Here is a 21,445-nt window from a genome sequence, read left to right on the forward strand (position 1 = left end):
GCCCCCGGGCCTCCGGCGTCCTGTAGGGCGGGTTGCCGGGGTGTCGCCCCCGGGCCTCCGGCGTCCTGTAGGGCGGGTTACCGGGGTGTCGCCCCCGGGCCTCCGGCGTCCTGTAGGGCGGGTTGCCGGGGTGTCGCCCCCGGGCCTCCGGCGTCCTGTAGGGCGGGTTACCGGGGTGTCGCCCCGGCCCCCCGGCGCCCTGTAAGGGGGCCTCTGTCTGTAAGAGGGGGCCTCCGTCATGGGGTGGCTACGGCGCTACGCGCCCAGTGCCTTGCGGAGGCGCTTCGGGTCCACGCGCCAGAAGTCGTGCTGGGCGCCGTCGACCAGGACCACCGGGATCTGCTCCCAGTACTTCCGGTACAGCTCCTCGTCCTGGGTGATGTCCTTCTTCTCCCAGCGGGCACCCAGTTCGCCGCAGACCTCGGCGACGACCGCCTCCGCGGCCTCGCACAGGTGGCAGTCGGGCTTGCCGATCAGGGTGACCGTGCTGTCGGCGGGGTTCTTGCGGGCGCTACGGCGCAGCAGCGGGCTCATGGGGTCATTGTGCCAATCCGGAAGAGGGCGCGGGGAGGGGAGAAGCGGTGGTCTCTCCCGGCCGGATTGGGTGCCTGAGTCGACTACCATCATGTGGCGATTTGTTGGTGTCCGGGGGTATCCGGGGGCGTGGCGAAGGGGAGTGAGGGCGCGTGTCGCCGTCGGTGCACCCCTGGTGCCGGAGTGACTGCCGCGGCTGTCGCCGTGGTGGGGCCAATGGTTCCCGGATCGGACCGAAAGGCCGCGTGAGCCCGGTCACTTTGCCCGGACAAAGCGGACACCATCTTTGTGCACGCGTTCACAAAGGCATAGCCTGCGGGGGACGGGGCGGTCCTGGGACGAGGCGCCGCCCGCAGCCCCGCTCTACCCGCAGGAGCACCGTGGCAACTGGCCGAACTCACCGACCGGCGACCCGAAGCCGAGGGATTCCCGAGGCCACCGTCGCCCGGCTACCGCTGTATCTGCGTGCACTGACCGCGCTCTCCGAGCGCTCGGTGCCCACGGTCTCCTCCGAGGAACTCGCGACCGCGGCGGGCGTCAACTCCGCCAAACTGCGCAAGGACTTCAGCTACCTCGGCTCGTACGGCACCCGCGGGGTCGGCTACGACGTCGAGTACCTCGTCTACCAGATCTCCCGCGAGCTCGGCCTGACCCAGGACTGGCCGGTCGTCATCGTCGGCATCGGCAACCTCGGCGCCGCGCTCGCCAACTACGGCGGCTTCGCCTCGCGCGGCTTCCGGGTCGCCGCCCTGATCGACGCCGACCCGGCCATGGCGGGCAAGCCGGTCGCCGGGCTGCCCGTCCGGCACACCGACGAGCTCGAGTCGATCATCACGGACAACGGGGTGTCCATCGGCGTCATCGCCACCCCCGCCGGGGCGGCCCAGCAGGTGTGCGACCGTCTCGTCGCCGCCGGGGTCACCTCGATCCTCAACTTCGCGCCCACGGTGCTGTCCGTGCCGGAGGGCGTCGACGTCCGCAAGGTCGACCTGTCGATCGAGCTCCAGATCCTGGCCTTCCACGAGCAGCGCAAGGCCGGCGAGGAAGGCACGCACGCCGCGGCCGCGACGCCCCGCGTGGCGCGCACGGCCACGGGCGGCCGGAAGGGACCGGACGGGGATGTCCCCGCCGTGATGCCGGCATGAGCCTCCTGGTCGTCGGACTGAGCCACCGCAGCGCGCCCGTGAGCGTGCTGGAGCGGGCCGCCCTCGCGCGCGAGACGCAGGCGCGGCTGCTCCACGACACCCTCGCGGCGGAGCCCGCCACCGAGGCGGCCGTGCTCGCCACCTGCAACCGCATCGAGCTGTACGCCGATGTGGACAAGTTCCACGCCGGTGTCGCCGAGTTGTCCACGCTGCTGGCCCGGCACACGGGCGTGCCCCTGGACGAGCTGACCCCGTACCTCTACGTGCACTACGAGGACCGGGCCGTCCACCACCTCTTCTCGGTGGCGTGCGGGCTGGACTCGATGGTCGTCGGCGAGGGGCAGATCCTCGGGCAGATCAAGGACGCGCTCGCGCTCGGGCAGGAGCTGCACTCCGCCGGGCGGCTCCTCAACGACCTCTTCCAGCAGGCCCTGCGGGTCGGCAAGCGGGCCCACAGCGAGACCGGCATCGACAAGGCCGGCCAGTCGCTGGTCACGTTCGGCCTGGAGCGTCTCGCCGAGGGCGCGGCCGTGACCGACTGGGCGGTGGGCAAGCGCGCCCTCGTCATCGGCGCGGGCTCGATGTCCTCGCTCGCCGCGGCCACGCTCGCGCGTGCGGGCGTGGCGCACGTGGCGGTCGCCAACCGCACGCTGGAGCGTGCGGAGCGGCTGGCGCGGATCCTCACGGAGCCGGGTGCCTCGCGCGGCGCCACCGGGTTCACCGCCTCGGCGGTGGAGATGGCCGCGGTGCCGGGTGAACTGGCGCTCGCGGACGTGGTGGTGAGCTGCACGGGCGCCATGGGCGTGGTCCTGACGGTCGAGACCGTCCAGGCCGCGCTGGCCGCACGTGCCGCCGCCGGTTCCGCCGCCCGCACGGACGTGCCGGGCGTCCGCCTCGCCCTCCTCGACCTCGCCATGCCGCGCGACGTCGACGCCGCCGTGCACCGCCTGGAAGGCGCCCGGCTCGTCGACATCGAGTCGCTCGCCGAGGCGTCCGCGGACGCGCCCATGGCCGCCGACGTCGACCAGGTGCGGACCATCGTCTCCGACGAGGTCGCCGCCTTCGGCGCCGCGCAGCGGGCCGCGCACATCACCCCCACGGTGGTCGCCCTGCGGACGATGGCGGCGGACGTCGTCGCGAGCGAGATCGCGCGGCTCGACGGCCGCCTGCCCGACCTCGACGACAAGCAGCGCGCGGAGATCGCGCAGACCGTGCGCCGCGTCGTCGACAAGCTCCTCCACGCGCCGACCGTGCGCGTCAAGGAGCTGGCCGCCACGCCCGGCGGCGCCGGTTACGCCGACGCGCTGCGGGAGCTCTTCGACCTCGATCCGCAGGCGGTCGCCGCCGTGAGCCGGGCCGATTCACGGGCCGGTACGCACAACACTGCACGGGAGCCGGCATGAACGACACCTCAACGGCGGTGGACGGAGTGACCGCCGACCAGCCTCCGCTGCGTCTCGGTACCCGCCGCAGCAAGCTCGCCATGGCCCAGTCCGGGCAGGTGGCGCAGGCCGTACGGCAGCTCACCGGCCGCCCGGTCGAGCTGGTCGAGATCACCACGTACGGCGATGTCTCGCGCGAGTCCCTCGCGCAGATCGGCGGCACCGGGGTCTTCGTCTCCGCGCTGCGCGACGCGCTGCTCGCGGGCGAGATCGACTTCGCCGTGCACTCCCTCAAGGACCTGCCGACCACTCAGCCCGAGGAACTCGCGCTGGCCGCGGTCCCGGTCCGGGAGGACCCGCGCGACGTGCTGATCGCGCGTGACGGCCTGACCCTGGAGACCCTCCCGTCCGGTGCCCGGATCGGCACCGGCTCGCCGCGCCGCATGGCCCAGCTCAACGCCTGGGCCCGCGCGCACGGCAAGGAGATCGAGACGGTGCCCATCCGCGGCAACATCGACACCCGGATCGCCTTCGTCACCGACGGCGAGCTGGATGCCGTGGTGCTGGCCGCCGCCGGGATCTCCCGTCTGGGCCGCACCGCGGAGATCTCCCAGTACCTGGAGCCCGACACCGTTTTGCCCGCCCCCGGCCAGGGGGCCCTGGCGATCGAGTGCGCAGTGACCAACGCACCCCTCGCCGCCGCGCTCGCCGAGCTCGACGACCCGTACACGCGGATCGCCGTGACCGCCGAACGCTCCCTGCTCGCCGCCCTGGAGGCCGGTTGCTCCGCACCTGTGGGTGCGCTGGCCGACTTCTTGGCCGACGGGCAGATTGTCACCGAATTGCGCCTGCGGGGTGTCGTCGGCTCGACCGACGGCAAGACGCTGGTGCAGCTGTCCACCACCGGCCCCGTGCCGTCGTCCAGCGAGGAGGCCGTGGCCCTGGGCCGCGAACTCGCCGCTGCGATGCTCGACAAGGGTGCGGCCGGTCTTATGGGGGAGCGAGCACTTTGAACCCCACCGCCCCGAACCACCCCGTGCACGGGCACGTCACCTTTCTCGGTGCCGGCCCCGGAGACCCGGGACTGCTGACGCTGCGCGCCGTGGAGGCACTTGCGGCCGCGGACGTCCTGATTGCCGATCCGCAGGTGCTCGATGTGGTGCGCACACACGCGCGCGCCCATGTGGACATGCCTGCCCAGACGGTTACTGACGAGGCATCAAAAACCGCCGATGTGCCCGTTCTCAGGGACACGGCCAATCTTGTCATGACGGCCGCGCGCGGCGGCAAGCGGGTCGTCCGTGCGGTGCTCGGCGACCCCGGCCTCGACGGCAACGCCGCCGACGAGATGCTGGCCTGCGCCACCGAGGGCATCACCTTCGAGGTGGTGCCGGGCGTCGCCACGGCCGTCGGCGTGCCCGCCTACGCCGGCGTGCCGCTGCGCGACGGCAAGGGCGGCGACGTGCGCTTCGTCGACGCCCGCACCGCCTCCGCCACCTGCTGGTCCGAGGTCGGCGCGAGCGAGGTCACCGCGGTCGTCTCCACCACCCTCGACTCGGTCGTGGCGGCCGTCGGCGAGCTGGTCGCCGCCGGGCGCAGGCCGGAGACCCCGCTGACGGTCACCGTCGCGGGCACCACCACGCGCCAGCGCACCTGGACGGCCACCCTCGGCACCATCGCCCAGGTGTTCAAGGCCGGGAAGGTGCTGCCGTCCCCGGACGGCGGCCAGCCGGTGATAGCCGTGGTCGGCGAGCGCAGCGCGGCAGCGCGGCGCGACCAGCTCTCGTGGTTCGAGTCCAAGCCGCTCTTCGGCTGGAACGTGCTCGTCCCGCGCACCAAGGAGCAGTCCGCGGCGCTCTCCGACCAGCTCCGCTCGTACGGCGCCGTGCCCAGCGAGGTGCCGACCATCGCCGTCGAACCGCCGCGCACCCCGCAGCAGATGGAGCGCGCGGTCAAGGGCCTGGTCACCGGCCGCTACGAGTGGATCGCCTTCACCTCCGTGAACGCCGTCAAGGCGGTCCGCGAGAAGTTCGAGGAGTACGGGCTCGACGCCCGCGCCTTCGCCGGGATCAAGGTCGCGGCCGTCGGCGAGCAGACCGCGAAGTCGCTGGTCGAGTTCGGCGTGAAGCCGGACCTGGTGCCCAGCGGCGAGCAGTCCGCCGCCGGCCTGCTGGAGGACTGGCCGCCGTACGACCCGGTCTTCGACCCGATCGACCGCGTCTTCCTGCCGCGCGCCGACATCGCCACCGAGACCCTGGTGGCGGGCCTGATCGAGCTGGGCTGGGAGGTGGACGACGTCACCGCCTACCGGACGGTGCGCGCCTCGCCGCCGCCCGCCGAGACCCGCGAGGCGATCAAGGGCGGCGGCTTCGACGCCGTGCTCTTCACCTCCTCGTCCACCGTGCGGAACCTGGTCGGCATCGCCGGCAAGCCGCACAACGTCACCGTCATCGCCTGCATCGGCCCGGCCACCGCGAAGACCGCGGAGGAGCACGGCCTGCGGGTGGACGTGCTGTCGCCCGAGCCCTCGGTGCACAGGCTCGCCGAGGCGCTCGCGGAGTTCGGCGCGGCGCGGCGCGATGCCGCCCTGGAGGCCGGTGACCCGGTCACCCGACCGAGCGAGCGACGGCCCGGATCGCGTAGGAGGGCACGCAGTTGAGCACCACGTACGGCACGTTCCCCGGTTCCCGCCCGCGGCGGCTCCGCACCACCCCGGCCCTGCGCCGGATGGTCGCGGAGCACCGGCTGCACCCGGCCGACCTGATCCTCCCCGCCTTCGTGCGGGAGGGCGTCAGCGAGCCGGTGCCGATCTCCGCCATGCCGGGCGTCGTCCAGCACACCCGCGACACCCTGAAGCGGGCGGCCGTCGAGGCCCTGGAGGCGGGCGTCGCCGGGATCATGCTCTTCGGCGTGCCCGAGGACGCGAAGAAGGACGCGGCGGGCACCGCCGGGACCGACCCCGACGGCATCCTCCAGGTCGCCATCCGGGATGTGAAGGCCGAGGTCGGCGACGAGCTCGTCATCATGTCCGACCTGTGCCTGGACGAGTACACCGACCACGGCCACTGCGGCGTCCTCGACGCCGAGGGCCGGGTGGACAACGACGCGACGCTGGAGCGCTACGCCGAGATGGCGCAGGTCCAGGCCGACGCGGGCGTCCATGTGGTGGGCCCGAGCGGCATGATGGACGGTCAGGTCGGTGTCGTCCGCGACGCCCTGGACCAGACCGGCCACGAGGACGTCTCGATCCTCGCCTACGCCGTGAAGTACGCCTCCGCGTTCTACGGCCCGTTCCGCGAGGCCGTCGGCTCCTCGCTGCAGGGCGACCGCAAGACGTACCAGCAGGACCCCGCCAACGCCCGGGAGTCCCTGCGCGAGCTGGCGCTCGACCTCGCCGAGGGCGCCGACATGGTCATGGTCAAGCCGGCCCTGCCCTACCTCGACATCCTGGCGAAGGTCGCGGAGTCGGTGGACGTGCCGGTGGCCGCGTACCAGATCAGCGGCGAGTACGCGATGATCGAGGCGGCCGCGGCCAACGGCTGGATCGACCGGGACCGCGCCATCATGGAGTCGCTCACCGGCATCAAGCGGGCGGGCGCGAACATGATCCTCACCTACTGGGCGACCGAGGTCGCACGGCAGCTCTGACCGAGGACGGCTGTACGGACCGATGGCGGCTTCCCTGCACGGGGGGCCGCCATCGGCGTCCGCGCCCCATGGCGGGCATTCACCTCAGAGCTCTACGTTGTGGCCCATATCGCTCACCCCCCGGAGGCGCATATGAGCAACGAGCCGGAACTCGCGGACGACTGGGAGTACACCCTCCAGGTCCCCTCCGATCCGATGGCGCCCTGCATCGCCCGGCGCACGCTGCGCACGATCTTCCAGGAGCACGGATTCGCCGAACTGGCGGACACCGCCGAGCTGCTGACGTCGGAGCTGGTCACCAACTCCTACCGGCACTCCGACGGGCCCGCGTCGGTGCGGGTGCGGCGGGAGGGGGAGCGGGTGCGGGTGACGGTGTGGGACACCAACCCCAAGCTCCCCGGGCTAAGCCGGGTCGCGCTGCCCGACGACGAGGCGGAGCACGGGCGCGGGCTGGGGCTGGTGATGCGATGCGCCGACAGCTGGGGAGGGTTCGCCCTGCGGGACCAACCGCAGGGCCTCGTCGGCAAGTTGATCTGGTTCGAGCTGGGGGCGGGGCGCGCGGCCCCGCCACCGGCCCGGTGAACTACAGCTGCTCGGGCGTCCGGATACCCAGCAGGGACATGCCCTGGCGCAGCGTGCGCGCGGTCAGGTCGCACAGGAAGAGGCGGTTCTCGACCTGCTCCGGGGTGTCCGCCTTGAGGACCGGGCACTCGGCGTAGAAGGTCGTGTACGTCGACGCCAGCTGGTACAGGTACGCGGCCAGCTTGTGCGGCTCGTACGACGCGGCCACCTCCGCCAGCGTCTCCGCGAACTCGTCCAGGTGCAGGGCCAGGGCGCGCTCCGCCGGGGCCAGCGCCAGCTCCGGGTGGGCCTTGCCGGAAGCCGACTCGCCCGCCTTGCGGACGATGGACTGGATACGGGCGTACGCGTACTGGAGGTACACGCTGGTGTCGCCGTTGAGGGACACCATCCGGTCGAGGTCGAAGACGTAGTCGCGGCCCAGGGACGTGGACAGGTCGGCGTACTTCACCGCGCCGATGCCCACCTGGGTGCCGCGCTCGGCGATCTCCTCCTCGGAGAGTCCGAGCTTCTCGCTCTTCTCCCGGACCACGGCCGTGGCGCGGGCGATCGCCTCGTCCAGCAGGTCGACCAGCCGGACCGTCTCGCCCTCACGGGTCTTGAACGGCTTGCCGTCCTTGCCGAGCACCGTGCCGAACGGCAGCTGGACGGCCTTGACGCCGTCGTGCAGCCAGCCGGCCCGGCGGGCGGTCTCGAAGACCATCTTGAAGTGCAGGCCCTGGCGGGCGTCCACCACGTAGAGCAGGGAGTCGGCGCCGAGCTTGCCGACCCGGTCGCGGATGGCGGAGAGGTCGGTGGCCGCGTAGCCGAAGCCGCCGTCGGACTTCTGCACGATCAGCGGGGTGGGGTTACCGTCCTGGCCCTTGACGTCGTCGAAGAACACGCACAGCGCGCCGTTGGAGCGGACGGCGACGCCGGACTCCTCCAGCATGCGGCAGGTCTCGACGAGCATGTCGTTGTAGCCGGACTCGCCGACCACGTCGGCGTCCTCGATCTCCATGTCGAGCTTGCCGAAGACCGAGTAGAAGTAGATCTTCGACTCGTCCACGAACCGCTGCCACAGGGCGAGGGTCTCCGCGTCGCCCGCCTGGAGGTCCACGACCCGGCGGCGCGCGCGCTCCTTGAACGCCTCGTCGGAGTCGAAGAGCGCACGGGACGCCTTGTAGAGCCGGTTGAGGTTCGACATGGCCTCCTCACCGGAGGACGCGTCCTTGTGGTCCAGCTCGTGCGGGTGCTCGATCAGGTACTGGATGAGCATGCCGAACTGGGTGCCCCAGTCGCCGATGTGGTGGCGGCGCACGACCTTCTCACCCGAGAACTCCAGGATCTTCGCGACCGCGTCGCCGATCACCGCGGACCGCAGGTGGCCGACGTGCATCTCCTTGGCCACGTTCGGCTGCGCGTAGTCGATGACGGACGTGCCCGGCCGCTCGGCGAACGGGACGCCGAGGCGGGCGTCGGCCGCGCGGGCCGCGAGCGTCTCGGTGATCGCCCGGTCGGTGACCGTGATGTTGAGGAAGCCGGGGCCGGAGACCTCGATCTCCTGGATCAGGTCACCTGCGGGCAGCCCGGCCACGACCTTGCCCGCCAGCTCGCGCGGGTTGCCCTTGAGCTTCTTGGCGAGCGCCAGCATCCCGTTGGCCTGGAAGTCGGCCCGGTCGCTTCGTCGCAGCAGCGGGTCGGCGGCACCGGCCTCCGGCAGTGCTGCCGAGAGGGCGTCCGCGATGCGCTGGTGGAGCGAGGAAGCGAGGGAAGGGACCGAAGCCATGGGGTGGGTGCCGTTCCGGTAGAGGGCAGTGTGGTACGACCGAGTATCCCACGCGCCCCCTCGCCGCCCGGCCGGTTATTTCGCGCCCTCCTGCGCGCGGGTTCCGCACGCGGGTTTCGCGCGCGGGAGCAACCCCGGACCCGCAGCCGCCGTCTGGGACAATGGTCATGCCAGGACCGTAAGGAAGGAAGTGCCGCACGTGGCTCAGAGCACCGAGGCCGACTGGGTCTCCCGTTTCGCCGACGAGGTCATTGCCGAGAGTGAGCGCCGCGCTCCGGGCAAACCGGTCGTCGTCGCGTCGGGCCTCAGCCCCTCCGGCCCGATCCACCTGGGCAACCTGCGTGAGGTCATGACCCCGCACCTGGTCGCGGACGAGATCCGCCGCCGCGGTCACGAGGTCCGCCACCTGATCTCCTGGGACGACTACGACCGCTACCGCAAGGTGCCCGCGGGCGTTCCCGGTATCGACAAGAGCTGGGCCGAGCACATCGGCAAGCCGCTGACCTCGGTCCCGGCCCCGGCCGGCTCGGCGTACCCGAACTGGGCGGAGCACTTCAAGGCCGCCATGGTCGAGGCGCTGGCCGAACTGGGCGTCGAGTACGACCCGATCAGCCAGACCGAGCAGTACACCTCGGGCGTCTACCGCGAGCAGATCCTGCACGCGATGAAGCACCGCGGCGACATCGACGCGATCCTCGACCAGTACCGGACGAAGGACAAGGCGACCGGCAAGCCCAAGAAGCAGCAGCAGAAGCCGGTCGACGAGGCCGAGCTGGAGGCCGCCGAGGGCTCCGGCGCCGCCGACGAGGACGACGGCAGCGGCTCCGGCGCGGGCTACTTCCCGTACAAGCCGTACTGCGGCGCCTGCGAGCGGGATACGACCACGGTCACCGCCTACGACGACGACACCACCGAGCTGGCCTACACCTGCGCGTGCGGCCACTCCGAGACCGTCCTGCTCGGCGAGTTCAACCGCGGCAAGCTGGTCTGGAAGGTCGACTGGCCGATGCGCTGGGCCTACGAGGGCGTGATCTTCGAGCCCTCCGGCGTCGACCACTCCTCGCCCGGCTCCTCCTTCGTCGTCGGCGGCCAGATCGTCCGCAAGGTCTTCGCGGGCGAGCAGCCGATCGGCCCGATGTACGCCTTCGTCGGCATCAGCGGCATGGCCAAGATGTCCTCCTCCAAGGGCGGCGTGCCCACCCCGGGCGACGCGCTGAAGATCATGGAGGCGCCGCTGCTGCGCTGGCTCTACGCGCGCCGCAAGCCCAACCAGTCCTTCAAGATCGCCTTCGACCAGGAGATCCAGCGGCTCTACGACGAGTGGGACAAGCTGGAGGCCAAGGTCGCGGACGGCAGCGTGCTGCCCGCCGACGCCGCCGCGTACTCCCGCGCCGCGCGCACGGCCGCCGGTGAGCTGCCGCGCACCCCGCGCCCGCTGCCGTACCGCACGCTCGCCTCCGTCGTCGACATCACCGCCGGCCACGACGAGCAGACCCTGCGCATCCTCAGCGACCTCGACCCGGAGAACCCGGTCACCTCGCTGGACGAGACCCGCCCGCGGCTCGACCGCGCCGAGCACTGGATCAACACCCAGGTCCCGGCGGAGTCCCGCACCATCGTCCGCGCGGAGCCCGACACCGAGGCCCTGGCCGCCCTGGACGAGGCGGCCCGCGAGTCGCTGCGGCTGCTCCTGGAGGGCCTGGACGACCACTGGTCGCTGGACGGGCTGACCACGCTCGTCTACGGCGTGCCGAAGATCCAGGCGGGCCTGACGCCGGACGCCAAGCCGACGCCGGAGCTCAAGGTCGCCCAGCGCACCTTCTTCGCGCTGCTCTACCACCTGCTGGTCGGCCGTGACACCGGCCCGCGCCTGCCCACGCTGCTGCTGGCCGTGGGCGCGGACCGGGTGCGCAAGCTGCTGGCCGCGTAGGCGCTCCACCACCGGTCGTACGAGGACGCCGGGCGGGCCCGAATCGAATCGGGCCCGCCCGGCGTCCTCTGTGTTGTCGGGTGTGCGTTGTCTGGTGTGCTGTCGGGGCTACTTCTTGTTGGCGGCCGCGACCGAGGCCACGGCCTCCTTGGCCGCGTCCTGCGCGTTCTTCATCAGGTCGCCCGCGTCGGGGTTCTTGGCGCCCTCGAAGCCCGCACCGGTGTACTTCACGGTGATCACGACGTTGGCGGTCCGGGTGATGACGAACGCGTTGCGGTAGTCGTCCTCGCCGCCGCCTTCCGTGGCCGCCTTGCGGTAGTCGGTCGCGACGGTCTGCGCCTCGTCGCCGATGTCGGCGACCTTCTCCGGCTTGGCGCCCTCCTTCGCCCCGTCCTCCGTGAGCGCCTTGGTCACCCGCTGGCCGACGTAGGCCGCGGCGAGCTTCTCGCCCGAGCCGAGCGTCGGGTCCGAGGAGAAGCGCTTGAGCGAGATCGTCAGGCTGCGGTACTGCAGGTTCTTGGGGTCGTCCTTGTCCAGGCCGGCCCAGAAGCAGCTCGCGGAGTCCATCGGCGAGGTGGCGGGGAGGGTCTCGCCCTCCTTCTTCGTCGCCTTGGGCACGATCTTGTCGATCGTCTTCCCGTCGATCGACTTGCACACCTCGGGCAGCTTGGTGAACGTCGCCGCCTTCGCACTTGCCGAGGGGCCGGGCGTCGCCGCCGAGTGGGACGGCGACGGGGACGCCTTCTTGGAGCCGCCGCCGTCGCTCGAGCAGCCGGTGGCGACGAGCATCACCGGTACTGCGGCGCAGGCGAGGATTCGGGCGAGTCGCGGGGCTGTTCGGTGCATGGGTCCTTCACTCGTTCAGTGTCGGGGGCGGGTCGGGGGCGGTCGGGGTCGGGGACTTGCGGTCCCGCGCCTGGTCGGCACGGTACGCGGCCGGTCGGCGCCCGTCGCCCAGGCGGGGCGGGTGTGCCGGGGCTAATTGCCGAAGTGCCCCGCGTCCAGTTCACGGGCCAGGCCGTGCGCCTTGCCCTGGAGGTCTTCGCTGCCGGGAATGTGCTGCCGGTCGGTCGTCCACTGGTCGTAGGCGATGTTGACCAGGATGTTCGCGGACCGGAAGACGACCGCGATGTCCCGGTGCACACCGGAGCCGGTGCTGACCAGCTTGTCGTCGATGAACGCGTCGTCGCCCAGGTCGTCGAGGACGCGCGGCGCGAGGCGCGGGTCGGCCGAGGGGGAGCCGGAGGGGGCCGGGGAGCCGGAGGGCTGCGGGCTCGCGCCGCCCTGCGCGTGCGTACCCGGGCTCGAACTGGGGGAGGGCGGGGCGGACGGGCCCGCGGAGGCGTTGGGGATCTTCGCGGCGGTCGCCAGGCGCCCGTAGAGCTCCTGCGCCCGCTCCTCGTCGCTGACGCCCGGCTGGTACGACACCACGCGCTCGAAGTCGACCGACAGGTGCCGGGTGCCCTCCGGGGTCTCCAGCTTCCAGCGGCAGCCGACGCGGCGGTCGGTGTCGTAGGTGATGGTGGGCTGGCCCTTGTAGAGCTTCGCCAGCTCGGGGTCGCCGTCGTCCTCGCCGGTGGGCAGCATGCGGCGCAGCGTGTCCCGGTTCACGTAGCCGCAGGGCTCGGGGAGGGAGCGGTACTTGCCGGGCTCGCCGACCGGTGCCGTGGCACCCGCGTGGCCGGGCTTGGCGTCGGCTCCGCCGCCGTGGCCGCCGGAGGATCCGCCGCACGCGCTGAGGCCCGCGGCGAGCAGGGCCGCAGCCAGTACGGCGGCCGGTGCGTACGCCCTTCGCTGCACGGTCCGTGGCTCCCTTCGCCATGCGGCTCGTGTTCCCGCGCTGCTTCCCGCGCGAAAACGGGTTGCCGCCCGGAAGGCGGCGGCTGGACAGTATGTCTACCGCACGGACTGCCACGTCTGCCGGTTCGCTGTCGTGAATCGTGAGATTTGTCCGTCTTTTGCGTTATGTTGCTTTTACGGGGTAATGAGGAAAACCATGTCCTACACCGAGGTGCCCGGTGCCCGGGTGCCGATCCGCATGTGGGCCGACCCGGCCGCGGTCGAGGACGTTGCGATGCGGCAGCTCCGCAACGTCTCCACCCTCCCCTGGATCGAGGGCCTCGCCGTCATGCCCGACGTCCACTACGGCAAGGGCGCCACGGTGGGCTCGGTGATCGCGATGCGGGGCGCGGTCTGCCCGGCCGCGGTCGGCGTGGACATCGGCTGCGGCATGTCGGCGGTGAAGACGTCCCTGACGGCGAACGACCTCCCGGGCGACCTCTCGCGCCTGCGGTCGAAGATCGAGGCGGCGATCCCGGTCGGCTTCTCGATGCACGACGACCCGGTCGACCCGCGACGGCTGCACGGCCTGCCGACGGCGGGCTGGGACGACTTCTGGGGGCGGTTCCGGGGGGTCGCGGACGCGGTCAAGTTCCGCGAGGGGCGGGCGCTGAAGCAGATGGGGACGCTTGGCGGCGGGAATCATTTTTGGGAGCTTTGCCTTGATTCGGACAATTCGGTCTGGGTTATGTTGCACTCCGGCTCGCGCAACATCGGCAAGGAACTGGCGGAGTACCACATAGGCCAGGCGCGGAAGCTCTCGCACAACCAGAACCTGGTCGACCGCGACCTCGCCGTCTTCCTGGCCGACACCCCGCAGATGGCGGCCTACCGGCACGACCTGTTCTGGGCGCAGGAGTATGCGCGGCACAACCGCGAGATCATGATGGCCCTGTCGCAGGACGTGCTGCGCCGGGAGTTCAAGAACGCCAAGGTGACCTTCGAGTCCGTGATCTCCTGCCACCACAACTACGTGGCCGAGGAGACCTACGAGGGCGTCGACCTGCTGGTCACCCGCAAGGGAGCGATCCGCGCGGGCGGCGGCGAGTACGGCATCATCCCGGGCTCGATGGGCACCGGTTCGTACATCGTGCGCGGCCTGGGCAACGAGGCGTCCTTCAACTCCGCGTCGCACGGTGCCGGTCGGCGGATGAGCCGCAACGCGGCGAAGAAGCGGTTCTCCGAGCAGGACCTCGCGGAGCAGACCCGCGGTGTCGAGTGCCGCAAGGACCGCGGGGTGGTCGACGAGATCCCGGCCGCGTACAAGCCGATCGAGCAGGTCATGGACCAGCAGCGGGACCTCGTCGAGGTGGTCGCCAAGCTCAAGCAGGTCGTCTGCGTGAAGGGTTGAGGGCCCCGCGGGGCCCTTCCCTCAGGCGTCCTGCGGGTACCAGCGCAGCTCGACCGTGTTGCCGTCCGGGTCGGCGACGTAGACCGACTCGGCGTTGCCGCGGGCGCCGAAGTTGGTGACGGGGCCGCGGATCTTGCCGAAGGTGCCCGCGTCGATCACCGACTGCCAGTCCAGCGGCTCGACCACCAGGCAGATGTGGTCGACGTTGGACTCGCCGCGGGCGCGGTCGACCAGGTCGATGATGGTCGTGGGGGAGACCCGCACCGAGGGGAAGGGCACCTCGCCCGCGCGCCACTCGTCCACGCGGACGGGCTCCAGGCCGAGCGGGCCGCAGTAGAAGGCCAGGGCCCGCTCGACGTCGGAGACGTTCAGCACGAGGTGGTCGAATCCGGTGACGCGCATCGGTGGTGCCTTTCGTACGGGTTGGTTCGCCGAACAGGAAACTAGCCGCTGATGATCTTCCGCGCGATCGGCCGTTGGACCTGGGTCCGAGGACCCGGTCCCGGTCAGCCCTCCCGGTGGACCTTGTAGTTGGACGCCTGCGCCCGGGGGCGGACGACCAGCAGGTCGATGTTCACGTGCGGGGGGCGGGTGACCGCCCAGGTGACGGTGTCCGCCACGTCCTCCGCGGTCAGCGGCTCGGCGACGCCCGCGTAGACCGCGGCGGCCTTCTCCGCGTCACCGCGGAAGCGGGTGACCGCGAAGCCCTCCGTCCGCACCATGCCCGGGGCGATCTCGATGACGCGCACGGGCTCGCCGCACAGCTCCAGCCGGAGGGTCTCGGCCATCACGTGCGCGCCGTGCTTGGCCGCGACATAGCCCCCGCCGCCCTCGTAGGTGGCGTGGCCCGCGGTGGAGGAGACGATCAGGACCGTGCCGCCGTCGGGGGCGGTGCGCAGGCGGGGGAGCAGCGCCTGGGTGACGTTGAGCGTGCCGAGGACGTTGACCTCGTACATCGCGCGCCAGTCGGCGGCGGAGGCGGTCTCGACGGTCTCGGCGCCGAGGGCACCGCCGGCGTTGTTCACCAGTACGTCGACGGTCCCGAAGTCGTCGAGGAAGACGGCGAAGGTCATGACGGCGGCGTGGTCGGTGACGTCCAGTTCGTAGACGACGGCCTCGTGCCCGGCGGCCGTGAGCTCCGCGGCGAGGGCCTCGATCCGGTCCTTGCGGCGGGCGGTGAGCACGACGCGGTGGCCCGCGGCGGCCAGCTGCCGGGCCGTGGCGGCGCCGATGCCGCTGCTCGCGCCGGTGATGACGGCGGTGCGGGTGCTCATGGCGGGGCCTCCTGAAGTGGTGTGCTGCGGTGATCGGTTCGCAGGATATGCGCGGCGGTCAGCGGCCGCGCGGCGCGTACATGATCACCGCGACCCCGGCGAGGCAGATGAGCGCGCCGGTCACGTCGTAGCGGTCGGGGCGGTAGCCGTCCGCGACCATGCCCCAGGCCAGTGAGCCGGCCACGAAGACCCCGCCGTACGCGGCGAGGATGCGGCCGAACTCGGCGTCCGGCTGGAGCGTGGCGACGAAGCCGTACGCGCCGAGGGCGACGATCCCGGCGCCGATCCATGCCCAGCCCCTGTGCTCGCGGACGCCCTGCCAGACGAGCCAGGCGCCGCCGATCTCCAGGAGCGCGGCGACGATGAACAGGGCGATGGACCGGAACGTGAGCATTGCCGCAGATTACGGTGGTTACGGCCAGACCAGGCAGTACGGCTGGTGGCCGTTCTCGTGCAGGCGGTGGGAGAAGTCCTGCCATTCGCGCAGCAGGCGGTAGACCGTGAACGCGTCGCGCGGGCCGCCGCGGTCGGGGACCGTGGACCAGATGAACGCGGCGGCGCCGACCGACTCCTCGCCGATCGAGCGCAGCGGGTCGACCACGGTCATGGGGAGCTTGACCACGGCGTAGTCGGGGTGGAGGACGACCAGTTCGAGCGGGGGGACCTTGTGCAGGGGTATGCCCTCGATGCCGGTGAGGACCATGGCGGCCACCGTCTCCGGCTTGATCTTGGTGAACATGCCGCCCATGCCCAGCTCGTCGCCGCCGAGCTCCTCCGGGCGCATGGAGATGGGGACGTTGGCCGCCTGCGCGCTGTTGGGCGCGCCGAAGTACTTGTACGTCACCCCCACCCGGCCACCACTCCTGTTACCCGTGCCGTCCTCTTCGCGACGGCCCCTGTGGCGCCCCCTGCGTGACCTCTGGGCTCGCTCGGGGCCCAGGTCATCGGTGCCCTCGCCCAGTCCGCCACCGCGATGCATATCTCCACCCGACCGCTTTTTTACGCAGCACAGCCCCCGCCGCGCAACCCGATCATCGTCTCAGAGACCTCCCCCGTGAACGGCGTGTGAAACGCCCGAAGACCACTCGACACGTGGCTCTGAGACCATGGGCAGCATGCCCTACCCATATGAAGCCCCAGTGTCGCAGAAGCTCTTCGACCGCGCGGCGGTCGTGACGCCCGGCGGTGTGAACTCTCCCGTGCGCGCATTCCGCGCCGTGGGCGGCACGCCCCGGTTCATGGTGTCCGGTGCCGGTCCGTACCTCACGGACGCCGACGGCCGGGAGTACGTGGACCTCGTGTGCTCGTGGGGGCCGATGATCCTCGGGCACGCGCACCCCGAGGTGATCGCGGCCGTCCAGGACGCGGTCGCGCGTGGTACGTCCTTCGGTACGCCGGGCGAGGGCGAGGTGGCGCTCGCCGAGGAGATCGTCGCCCGGGTCGAGCCCGTGGAGCAGGTGCGCCTGGTGTCGTCCGGCACCGAGGCGACGATGTCGGCGATCCGGCTCGCGCGCGGTTTCACCGGCCGCGCCAAGGTGATCAAGTTCGCGGGCTGCTACCACGGCCATGTGGACGCGCTGCTGGCCGCGGCCGGTTCGGGTGTGGCGACGTTCGGGCTGCCGGACACGCCCGGTGTGACGGGCGCGCAGGCCGGCGACACGATCGTGCTGCCGTACAACGACCTGGAGGCCGTGCGGGCCGCCTTCCGCGCGCACCCGGGCGAGATCGCCTGTGTGATCACGGAGGCGTCGCCGGGCAACATGGGCGTGGTGCCGCCGAAGCCGGGCTTCAACGCGGGGCTCAAGGCGGCCTGCGAGGAGAACGGCGCGCTGTTCATCTCGGACGAGGTGATGACCGGCTTCCGTACGAGCAGGGCGGGCTGGTTCGGTGTGGACGGTGTGCGTCCGGACCTGCTGACCTTCGGCAAGGTCATGGGCGGCGGCTTCCCGGCGGCGGCGTTCGGCGGCCGTGCCGATGTGATGGGGCACCTGGCCCCGGCGGGCCCGGTCTACCAGGCGGGCACGCTCTCCGGTAACCCGGTCGCGACGGCGGCGGGCCTCGCGCAGCTGCGGCTGCTCGACGACGCGGCGTACGCGAAGGTGGACGCGGTCGCCGCGGAGATCGGCGGTCTGGTGACGGAGGCGCTGACCAAGGAAGGCGTGGCGCACCGCCTGCAGAAGGCGTCGAACATGTTCTCCGTGTTCTTCACCGACCGCGAGGTCACGGACTACGCGGAGGCGAAGGCGCAGGAGGCCTTCCGTTTCAACGCGTTCTTCCACTCGATGCTGGCGCAGGGCGTCTATCTGCCGCCGTCGGCGTTCGAGTCGTGGTTCGTGTCGACGGCTCATGACGGTGCGGCGATCGAGCGGGTCGCGGCGGCGCTGCCGGCCGCGGCGCGGGCGGCCGCCGAGGCGACGGGATGATGGACGGTATGACCAGCGAGACGACGAACAGGCCGGGTGCGGCCAAGGGCAGTGAGATCACTGTCGTCCACCTGATGCGGCACGGCGAGGTGCACAACCCGGAGGGCGTGCTCTACGGGCGCAGGCCGGGCTACCACCTGTCGGAGCTGGGGCTGCGGATGGCCGACCGGGTCGCCGAGCACCTGGCGGGGCGGGACATCACCCATGTGGTCGCCTCCCCGCTGGAGCGGGCGCAGGAGACGGCGCAGCCGATCGCCAAGGCGCACGGTCTGGACCTGGCGACGGACGAGCGGCTGATCGAGGCGGAGAACGTCTTCGAGGGCAAGACCTTCGGCGTCGGTGACGGTGCGCTGAAGAAGCCGGCCAACTGGAAGTACCTGACGAATCCTTTCCGCCCGTCGTGGGGTGAGCCGTACGTCGAGCAGGTCGTGCGGATGATGGGTGCGCTCGGTGCGGCGCGGGACGCGGCGCGCGGCCACGAGGCCGTCTGTGTCAGCCATCAGCTGCCGATCTGGGTGGTGCGCAGTTTCGCGGAGCGGCGGCGGCTCTGGCACGACCCGCGTAAACGTCAGTGCACTCTCGCGAGCCTGACGTCGTTCACCTTCAGGGGGGACAAAATCGTGTCCGTCGGCTACAGCGAGCCGGCCCGGGATCTGGTGCCGAAGCATCTGCTCGCGGGCGCGAAGCCGGTAAAGGGCGGGGCCAAGGCATTCGGTGCCTGAGAGTAAGGCCATCCGCAGAACTCTGCGATCCCCGGGGTAAATCCCGGTAAAGCGCTGCAAAGACCGGCGAAATCGCGCAACCGCCGTACTCGACGCGCCCTCTTCCACGATGTCGTTTTATATGGACGACAAGACGCATGGAGGCGTGGCGAGTACGGACTGGAGACGACATGCGTGATATCAGCCGCCGGGGTCTCCTCGGAATGGGAGTGGGCGCGGGAGCGGCCGCCGCGCTGAGTGGCGTCGGCGGCTGTTCCGGACCCGCGGGGACCGAAAGGCACGACCCTTCCGCCAAGGCGAGCGAGCGGGCGAAGGCGACCCCGATCGGCGACGGTTCCACGGCCGACGCCGGGCCGCAGCCCCATCAGCCGCCCAAGCCCGAGCGGCTGGCGCCGGGCCAGCGGCCGCCGCAGTTCGTGATCTTCTCCTGGGACGGCGCGGGCGAGGTCGGCAACGGACTCTTCCCGCGCTTCCGCAAGCTGGCCAGGGACCACGGCGCGAAGATGACGTTCTTCCTGTCCGGGATCTACCTGGTCCCCGAGTCGAAGAAGGACCTCTACAAGCCGCCGAACAACCCGGTCGGCGCGTCCGACATCGGCTACCTCACCGACGAGCACATCAGGGCCACGCTGGAGAACGTGCGGGAGGCGTGGCTGGAGGGCCACGAGGTCGGCACCCACTTCAACGGGCACTTCTGCTCCGGCTCCGGCTCGGTCGCCAAGTGGACGCCCGAGGACTGGGAGTCGGAGATCGAGCAGGCGGTCTCCTTCGTGACCGAGTGGCGGACGAACACCGGATTCACGGATCTGGAGCCGCTGCCCTTCGACTACCACAAGGAACTCATCGGCAGCCGCACCCCGTGTCTGCTGGGGCAGGACAATCTGCTGCCGACCGCAGCGAAACTCGGGTGGCGATACGACGCGAGTTCACCGGGCGGCACCCAGGTGTGGCCCGAGAAGAAGCACGGCGTCTGGGATCTCCCGTTGCAGCAGATGCCTTTTCCCGGCCATTCGTTCGAAGTCCTTTCGATGGACTACAACATCCTCGCCAATCAGTCGCGCAGCACCACCAGGGGGCCGTCGGAGCACTATCCGCACTGGCGCCGCCAGGCCACCGAGTCGTACATCGCCGGATTCGACCGCGCGTACGAAACGAATCGCGCGCCCTTCTATGTCGGCAACCACTTCGAGGAGTGGAACGGCGGCATTTACATGGACGCCGTCGAGGAGGCGCTCAAATACATCGCCGACGAGAAGCACAAGGACGTCAGGCTGGTCTCGTTCCGTCAGTTCGTCGACTGGCTGGACGCCCAGGACCCGGCGGTCCTCAAGGGGCTGCGCCGCTTCGACGTCGGCGAGAAGTGGACCGCCAAGGCCGACTGAACCGGCCCCGCGCCGCGCGGAGGGGGGTGCGGAAGATCCCTAAACGGACCATGCGAAACTTTTCACATGAGTGCCTGCCGCGCCCTTCGACGCCCTGAATCCCGCCGTCGTACCACCCTGCTGGCCGCCTGCACCGCCCTCGCGGCCCTGACCCTGACCGCCTGTGGCTCGGGCGACAGCCCGAAGAGCGGGGGGCAGACCCAGTTCGTACAGGGCACCGGTGGTGTCAGTGTGGTCAACGACAAGGGCGCCCGGCAGAACGCGCCGGACCTCTCGGGCAAGACCCTGGAGGGCAAGGAACTCGACGTCGCCAAGGACTACAAGGGCAAGGTCGTGGTCCTCAACGTCTGGGGCTCCTGGTGCTCCCCGTGCCGAGGCGAGGCGAAGAACCTGGTCACGGTCGCCAATGACTACAAGGACAAGGGCGTCCAGTTCGTGGGCATCAACACCCGCGACACCGACCCCGCCCCCGCGCTCCGGTTCGAGAAGGAGTTCGAGGTCCCGTACCCGAGCCTCTACGACTCCGGCGGCCAGCTGCTGCTCCGCTTCCCCAAGGGGAGCCTCAGCCCCCAGTCGATCCCCTCGACCGTCTTCATCGACCGCGACGGCAGGATCGCGGCACGGGCGATGAAGGCGCTGACCGAGGACGAGCTGCGCAAGACCCTCGACCCGCTCGTCGCGGAGAAGTGATCCGGTGACCGCCGTCACCCTCGCCGCCGCCGTCGGGGACATGAACCAGACCGTCCTCACCGGTGCGCTGCTGATGGCCCTGCCCGTCGCCGTCCTCGGCGGGCTGGTCTCCTTCTTCTCCCCCTGCGTGCTGCCGCTCGTGCCCGGCTACCTCTCCTACGTCACCGGTGTCAGCGGCTCGGACATGGCGGAGGCCAGACGCGGCCGGATGCTCGCGGGCTCGCTGCTCTTCGTGCTCGGCTTCAGCGCGGTCTTCGTCTCCGGCGGCGCGCTGTTCGGCAACTTCGGCCAGGACCTCCAGCGCTACCAGGGCACGATCTCCAAGGTCCTCGGGGTCCTCACCATCGTGATGGGCCTCGCCTTCATGGGCTTCCTCTCCCGCTGGGGCCAGCGGGAGTTCCGCTTCCACCGGAAGCCGACGATGGGGCTGGCCGGGGCGCCGCTGCTGGGCGCGATGTTCGGCGTCGGCTGGACGCCCTGCATCGGCCCGACGCTCGCCTCCGTCCAGCTGCTGGCCTTCAACCAGGGCAGCGCCGGGCGCGGCGCGCTGCTGATGTTCGCGTACTGCCTCGGCCTCGGCCTGCCGTTCATCCTCGCCGCCCTCGCCTTCCGGCGCGCTCTCGGCGCGTTCGGCTGGGTCAAGCGGCACTATGCGTGGGTCATGAGGATCGGCGGCGCCATGCTCATCACGGTCGGCGTGCTGCTGCTCACCGGCGCCTGGGACCAACTGATCGGCGTCATGCGACAGTGGTCCGACTCCTTCGTCCCCGAGGTCTGA

General features: G+C 71.1%; 21 protein-coding genes. 13 read left to right on the top strand and 8 right to left on the bottom strand.

Features of this window, described 5'->3' with window-relative positions; genetic code table 11:
• Positions 1-255: 255 nt before the first annotated feature.
• Positions 256-534: a glutaredoxin family protein gene (locus ACWD4A_RS22480; RefSeq protein ID WP_451196529.1), complete on the bottom strand. Its 279-nt coding sequence runs from the start codon at positions 532-534 to the stop codon at positions 256-258.
• A gap of 380 nt (positions 535-914) precedes the next feature.
• Here ACWD4A_RS22480 and ACWD4A_RS22485 point away from each other — a divergent pair, with 380 nt between their 5' ends.
• The 6 genes from ACWD4A_RS22485 to ACWD4A_RS22510 all read left to right on the top strand — a co-directional run bounded on the left by ACWD4A_RS22485 (position 915) and on the right by ACWD4A_RS22510 (position 7,291).
• Positions 915-1,679 (top strand): redox-sensing transcriptional repressor Rex, encoded by a 765-nt coding sequence (locus ACWD4A_RS22485; protein WP_451196532.1) that lies wholly within the window; start codon positions 915-917, stop codon positions 1,677-1,679.
• On the top strand, positions 1,676-3,082 hold the full coding sequence (locus ACWD4A_RS22490; RefSeq protein ID WP_451196535.1) for a glutamyl-tRNA reductase: 1,407 nt from the start codon (positions 1,676-1,678) through the stop codon (positions 3,080-3,082). The genes ACWD4A_RS22485 and ACWD4A_RS22490 overlap by 4 nt, the downstream gene beginning before the upstream one ends.
• Positions 3,079-4,074, top strand: a complete 996-nt coding sequence (hemC, locus tag ACWD4A_RS22495; protein WP_451196537.1) for a hydroxymethylbilane synthase — start codon at positions 3,079-3,081, stop codon at positions 4,072-4,074. Before ACWD4A_RS22490 ends, hemC begins: the two co-directional genes overlap by 4 nt.
• Positions 4,071-5,720 (top strand): uroporphyrinogen-III synthase, encoded by a 1,650-nt coding sequence (locus ACWD4A_RS22500; RefSeq protein ID WP_451196540.1) that lies wholly within the window; start codon positions 4,071-4,073, stop codon positions 5,718-5,720. Before hemC ends, ACWD4A_RS22500 begins: the two co-directional genes overlap by 4 nt.
• A complete protein-coding gene (hemB, locus tag ACWD4A_RS22505; RefSeq protein WP_451196542.1) occupies positions 5,717-6,709 on the top strand; it encodes a porphobilinogen synthase in 993 nt (330 codons plus the stop codon). The genes ACWD4A_RS22500 and hemB overlap by 4 nt, the downstream gene beginning before the upstream one ends.
• Before the next feature lie 132 nt (positions 6,710-6,841).
• Entirely contained in the window at positions 6,842-7,291 is a 450-nt protein-coding gene (locus ACWD4A_RS22510) for an ATP-binding protein (RefSeq protein WP_451196544.1), read from the top strand.
• A gap of 1 nt (position 7,292) precedes the next feature.
• Here the strand turns inward: ACWD4A_RS22510 and argS are convergent, their stop codons facing one another.
• Positions 7,293-9,056: an arginine--tRNA ligase gene (gene argS, locus ACWD4A_RS22515; protein WP_451196547.1), complete on the bottom strand. Its 1,764-nt coding sequence runs from the start codon at positions 9,054-9,056 to the stop codon at positions 7,293-7,295.
• A gap of 190 nt (positions 9,057-9,246) precedes the next feature.
• On the opposite strand from argS, the gene lysS reads away from it, so the two are divergent.
• Positions 9,247-10,986 (top strand): lysine--tRNA ligase, encoded by a 1,740-nt coding sequence (gene lysS, locus ACWD4A_RS22520; RefSeq protein ID WP_451196549.1) that lies wholly within the window; start codon positions 9,247-9,249, stop codon positions 10,984-10,986.
• Between the two features lie 108 nt (positions 10,987-11,094).
• Here lysS and ACWD4A_RS22525 read toward each other — a convergent pair whose 3' ends face one another.
• Together ACWD4A_RS22525 and ACWD4A_RS22530 are read right to left on the bottom strand one after the other, a co-directional pair.
• The gene (locus tag ACWD4A_RS22525) at positions 11,095-11,832 is read right to left on the bottom strand and encodes a hypothetical protein (RefSeq protein WP_451196552.1); all 738 of its coding nucleotides are present in this window, start codon (positions 11,830-11,832) and stop codon (positions 11,095-11,097) included.
• A gap of 132 nt (positions 11,833-11,964) precedes the next feature.
• Positions 11,965-12,786 (bottom strand): hypothetical protein, encoded by an 822-nt coding sequence (locus ACWD4A_RS22530; RefSeq protein ID WP_451196554.1) that lies wholly within the window; start codon positions 12,784-12,786, stop codon positions 11,965-11,967.
• A gap of 196 nt (positions 12,787-12,982) precedes the next feature.
• Between ACWD4A_RS22530 and ACWD4A_RS22535 the strand changes: the two genes are divergently transcribed.
• Entirely contained in the window at positions 12,983-14,176 is a 1,194-nt protein-coding gene (locus tag ACWD4A_RS22535) for an RtcB family protein (protein WP_451196557.1), read from the top strand.
• Positions 14,177-14,197: 21 nt separating this feature from the next.
• Here the strand turns inward: ACWD4A_RS22535 and ACWD4A_RS22540 are convergent, their stop codons facing one another.
• The 4 genes from ACWD4A_RS22540 to ACWD4A_RS22555 all read right to left on the bottom strand — a co-directional run bounded on the left by ACWD4A_RS22540 (position 14,198) and on the right by ACWD4A_RS22555 (position 16,429).
• Complete coding sequence (locus ACWD4A_RS22540) at positions 14,198-14,578, bottom strand: VOC family protein (protein ID WP_451196559.1); 381 nt, start codon at positions 14,576-14,578, stop codon at positions 14,198-14,200.
• A gap of 104 nt (positions 14,579-14,682) precedes the next feature.
• Positions 14,683-15,450 (bottom strand): SDR family oxidoreductase, encoded by a 768-nt coding sequence (locus tag ACWD4A_RS22545; protein WP_451196562.1) that lies wholly within the window; start codon positions 15,448-15,450, stop codon positions 14,683-14,685.
• Positions 15,451-15,508: 58 nt separating this feature from the next.
• Positions 15,509-15,844, bottom strand: coding sequence for a YnfA family protein (locus ACWD4A_RS22550; RefSeq protein WP_451196564.1), 336 nt, complete (start codon positions 15,842-15,844; stop codon positions 15,509-15,511).
• A gap of 18 nt (positions 15,845-15,862) precedes the next feature.
• Positions 15,863-16,429: a hypothetical protein gene (locus tag ACWD4A_RS22555; protein WP_451196566.1), complete on the bottom strand. Its 567-nt coding sequence runs from the start codon at positions 16,427-16,429 to the stop codon at positions 15,863-15,865.
• A gap of 136 nt (positions 16,430-16,565) precedes the next feature.
• Here ACWD4A_RS22555 and hemL point away from each other — a divergent pair, with 136 nt between their 5' ends.
• The 5 genes from hemL to ACWD4A_RS22580 all read left to right on the top strand — a co-directional run bounded on the left by hemL (position 16,566) and on the right by ACWD4A_RS22580 (position 21,445).
• Positions 16,566-17,873, top strand: coding sequence for a glutamate-1-semialdehyde 2,1-aminomutase (gene hemL, locus ACWD4A_RS22560; protein ID WP_451196568.1), 1,308 nt, complete (start codon positions 16,566-16,568; stop codon positions 17,871-17,873).
• Between the two features lie 8 nt (positions 17,874-17,881).
• Positions 17,882-18,595, top strand: coding sequence for a histidine phosphatase family protein (locus ACWD4A_RS22565; RefSeq protein WP_451196570.1), 714 nt, complete (start codon positions 17,882-17,884; stop codon positions 18,593-18,595).
• A gap of 170 nt (positions 18,596-18,765) precedes the next feature.
• The gene (locus ACWD4A_RS22570) at positions 18,766-19,977 is read left to right on the top strand and encodes a hypothetical protein (RefSeq protein WP_451196572.1); all 1,212 of its coding nucleotides are present in this window, start codon (positions 18,766-18,768) and stop codon (positions 19,975-19,977) included.
• A gap of 66 nt (positions 19,978-20,043) precedes the next feature.
• Positions 20,044-20,667: a TlpA family protein disulfide reductase gene (locus ACWD4A_RS22575; RefSeq protein WP_451196573.1), complete on the top strand. Its 624-nt coding sequence runs from the start codon at positions 20,044-20,046 to the stop codon at positions 20,665-20,667.
• Between the two features lie 40 nt (positions 20,668-20,707).
• Complete coding sequence (locus ACWD4A_RS22580; RefSeq protein ID WP_451196632.1) at positions 20,708-21,445, top strand: cytochrome c biogenesis CcdA family protein; 738 nt, start codon at positions 20,708-20,710, stop codon at positions 21,443-21,445.

This window comes from Streptomyces sp. NPDC002537 (genome assembly GCF_053594975.1).

Bases quoted from the DNA above. Each gene is read 5' to 3' on its own strand.
- ACWD4A_RS22480 (WP_451196529.1), bottom strand. From the start codon at position 534: ATGAGCCCGCTGCTGCGCCGTAGCGCCCGCAAGAACCCCGCCGACAGC.
- ACWD4A_RS22535 (WP_451196557.1), top strand. From the start codon at position 12,983: ATGTCCTACACCGAGGTGCCCGGTGCCCGGGTGCCGATCCGCATGTGG.
- ACWD4A_RS22570 (WP_451196572.1), top strand. From the start codon at position 18,766: ATGCGTGATATCAGCCGCCGGGGTCTCCTCGGAATGGGAGTGGGCGCG.
- hemC (WP_451196537.1), top strand. From the start codon at position 3,079: ATGAACGACACCTCAACGGCGGTGGACGGAGTGACCGCCGACCAGCCT.
- ACWD4A_RS22575 (WP_451196573.1), top strand. From the start codon at position 20,044: ATGAGTGCCTGCCGCGCCCTTCGACGCCCTGAATCCCGCCGTCGTACC.
- ACWD4A_RS22545 (WP_451196562.1), bottom strand. From the start codon at position 15,450: ATGAGCACCCGCACCGCCGTCATCACCGGCGCGAGCAGCGGCATCGGC.
- ACWD4A_RS22550 (WP_451196564.1), bottom strand. From the start codon at position 15,844: ATGCTCACGTTCCGGTCCATCGCCCTGTTCATCGTCGCCGCGCTCCTG.
- ACWD4A_RS22580 (WP_451196632.1), top strand. From the start codon at position 20,708: ATGAACCAGACCGTCCTCACCGGTGCGCTGCTGATGGCCCTGCCCGTC.
- argS (WP_451196547.1), bottom strand. From the start codon at position 9,056: ATGGCTTCGGTCCCTTCCCTCGCTTCCTCGCTCCACCAGCGCATCGCG.
- ACWD4A_RS22525 (WP_451196552.1), bottom strand. From the start codon at position 11,832: ATGCACCGAACAGCCCCGCGACTCGCCCGAATCCTCGCCTGCGCCGCA.
- ACWD4A_RS22565 (WP_451196570.1), top strand. From the start codon at position 17,882: ATGACCAGCGAGACGACGAACAGGCCGGGTGCGGCCAAGGGCAGTGAG.
- ACWD4A_RS22540 (WP_451196559.1), bottom strand. From the start codon at position 14,578: ATGCGCGTCACCGGATTCGACCACCTCGTGCTGAACGTCTCCGACGTC.
- ACWD4A_RS22510 (WP_451196544.1), top strand. From the start codon at position 6,842: ATGAGCAACGAGCCGGAACTCGCGGACGACTGGGAGTACACCCTCCAG.
- ACWD4A_RS22555 (WP_451196566.1), bottom strand. From the start codon at position 16,429: ATGCATCGCGGTGGCGGACTGGGCGAGGGCACCGATGACCTGGGCCCC.
- ACWD4A_RS22490 (WP_451196535.1), top strand. From the start codon at position 1,676: ATGAGCCTCCTGGTCGTCGGACTGAGCCACCGCAGCGCGCCCGTGAGC.
- hemL (WP_451196568.1), top strand. From the start codon at position 16,566: ATGCCCTACCCATATGAAGCCCCAGTGTCGCAGAAGCTCTTCGACCGC.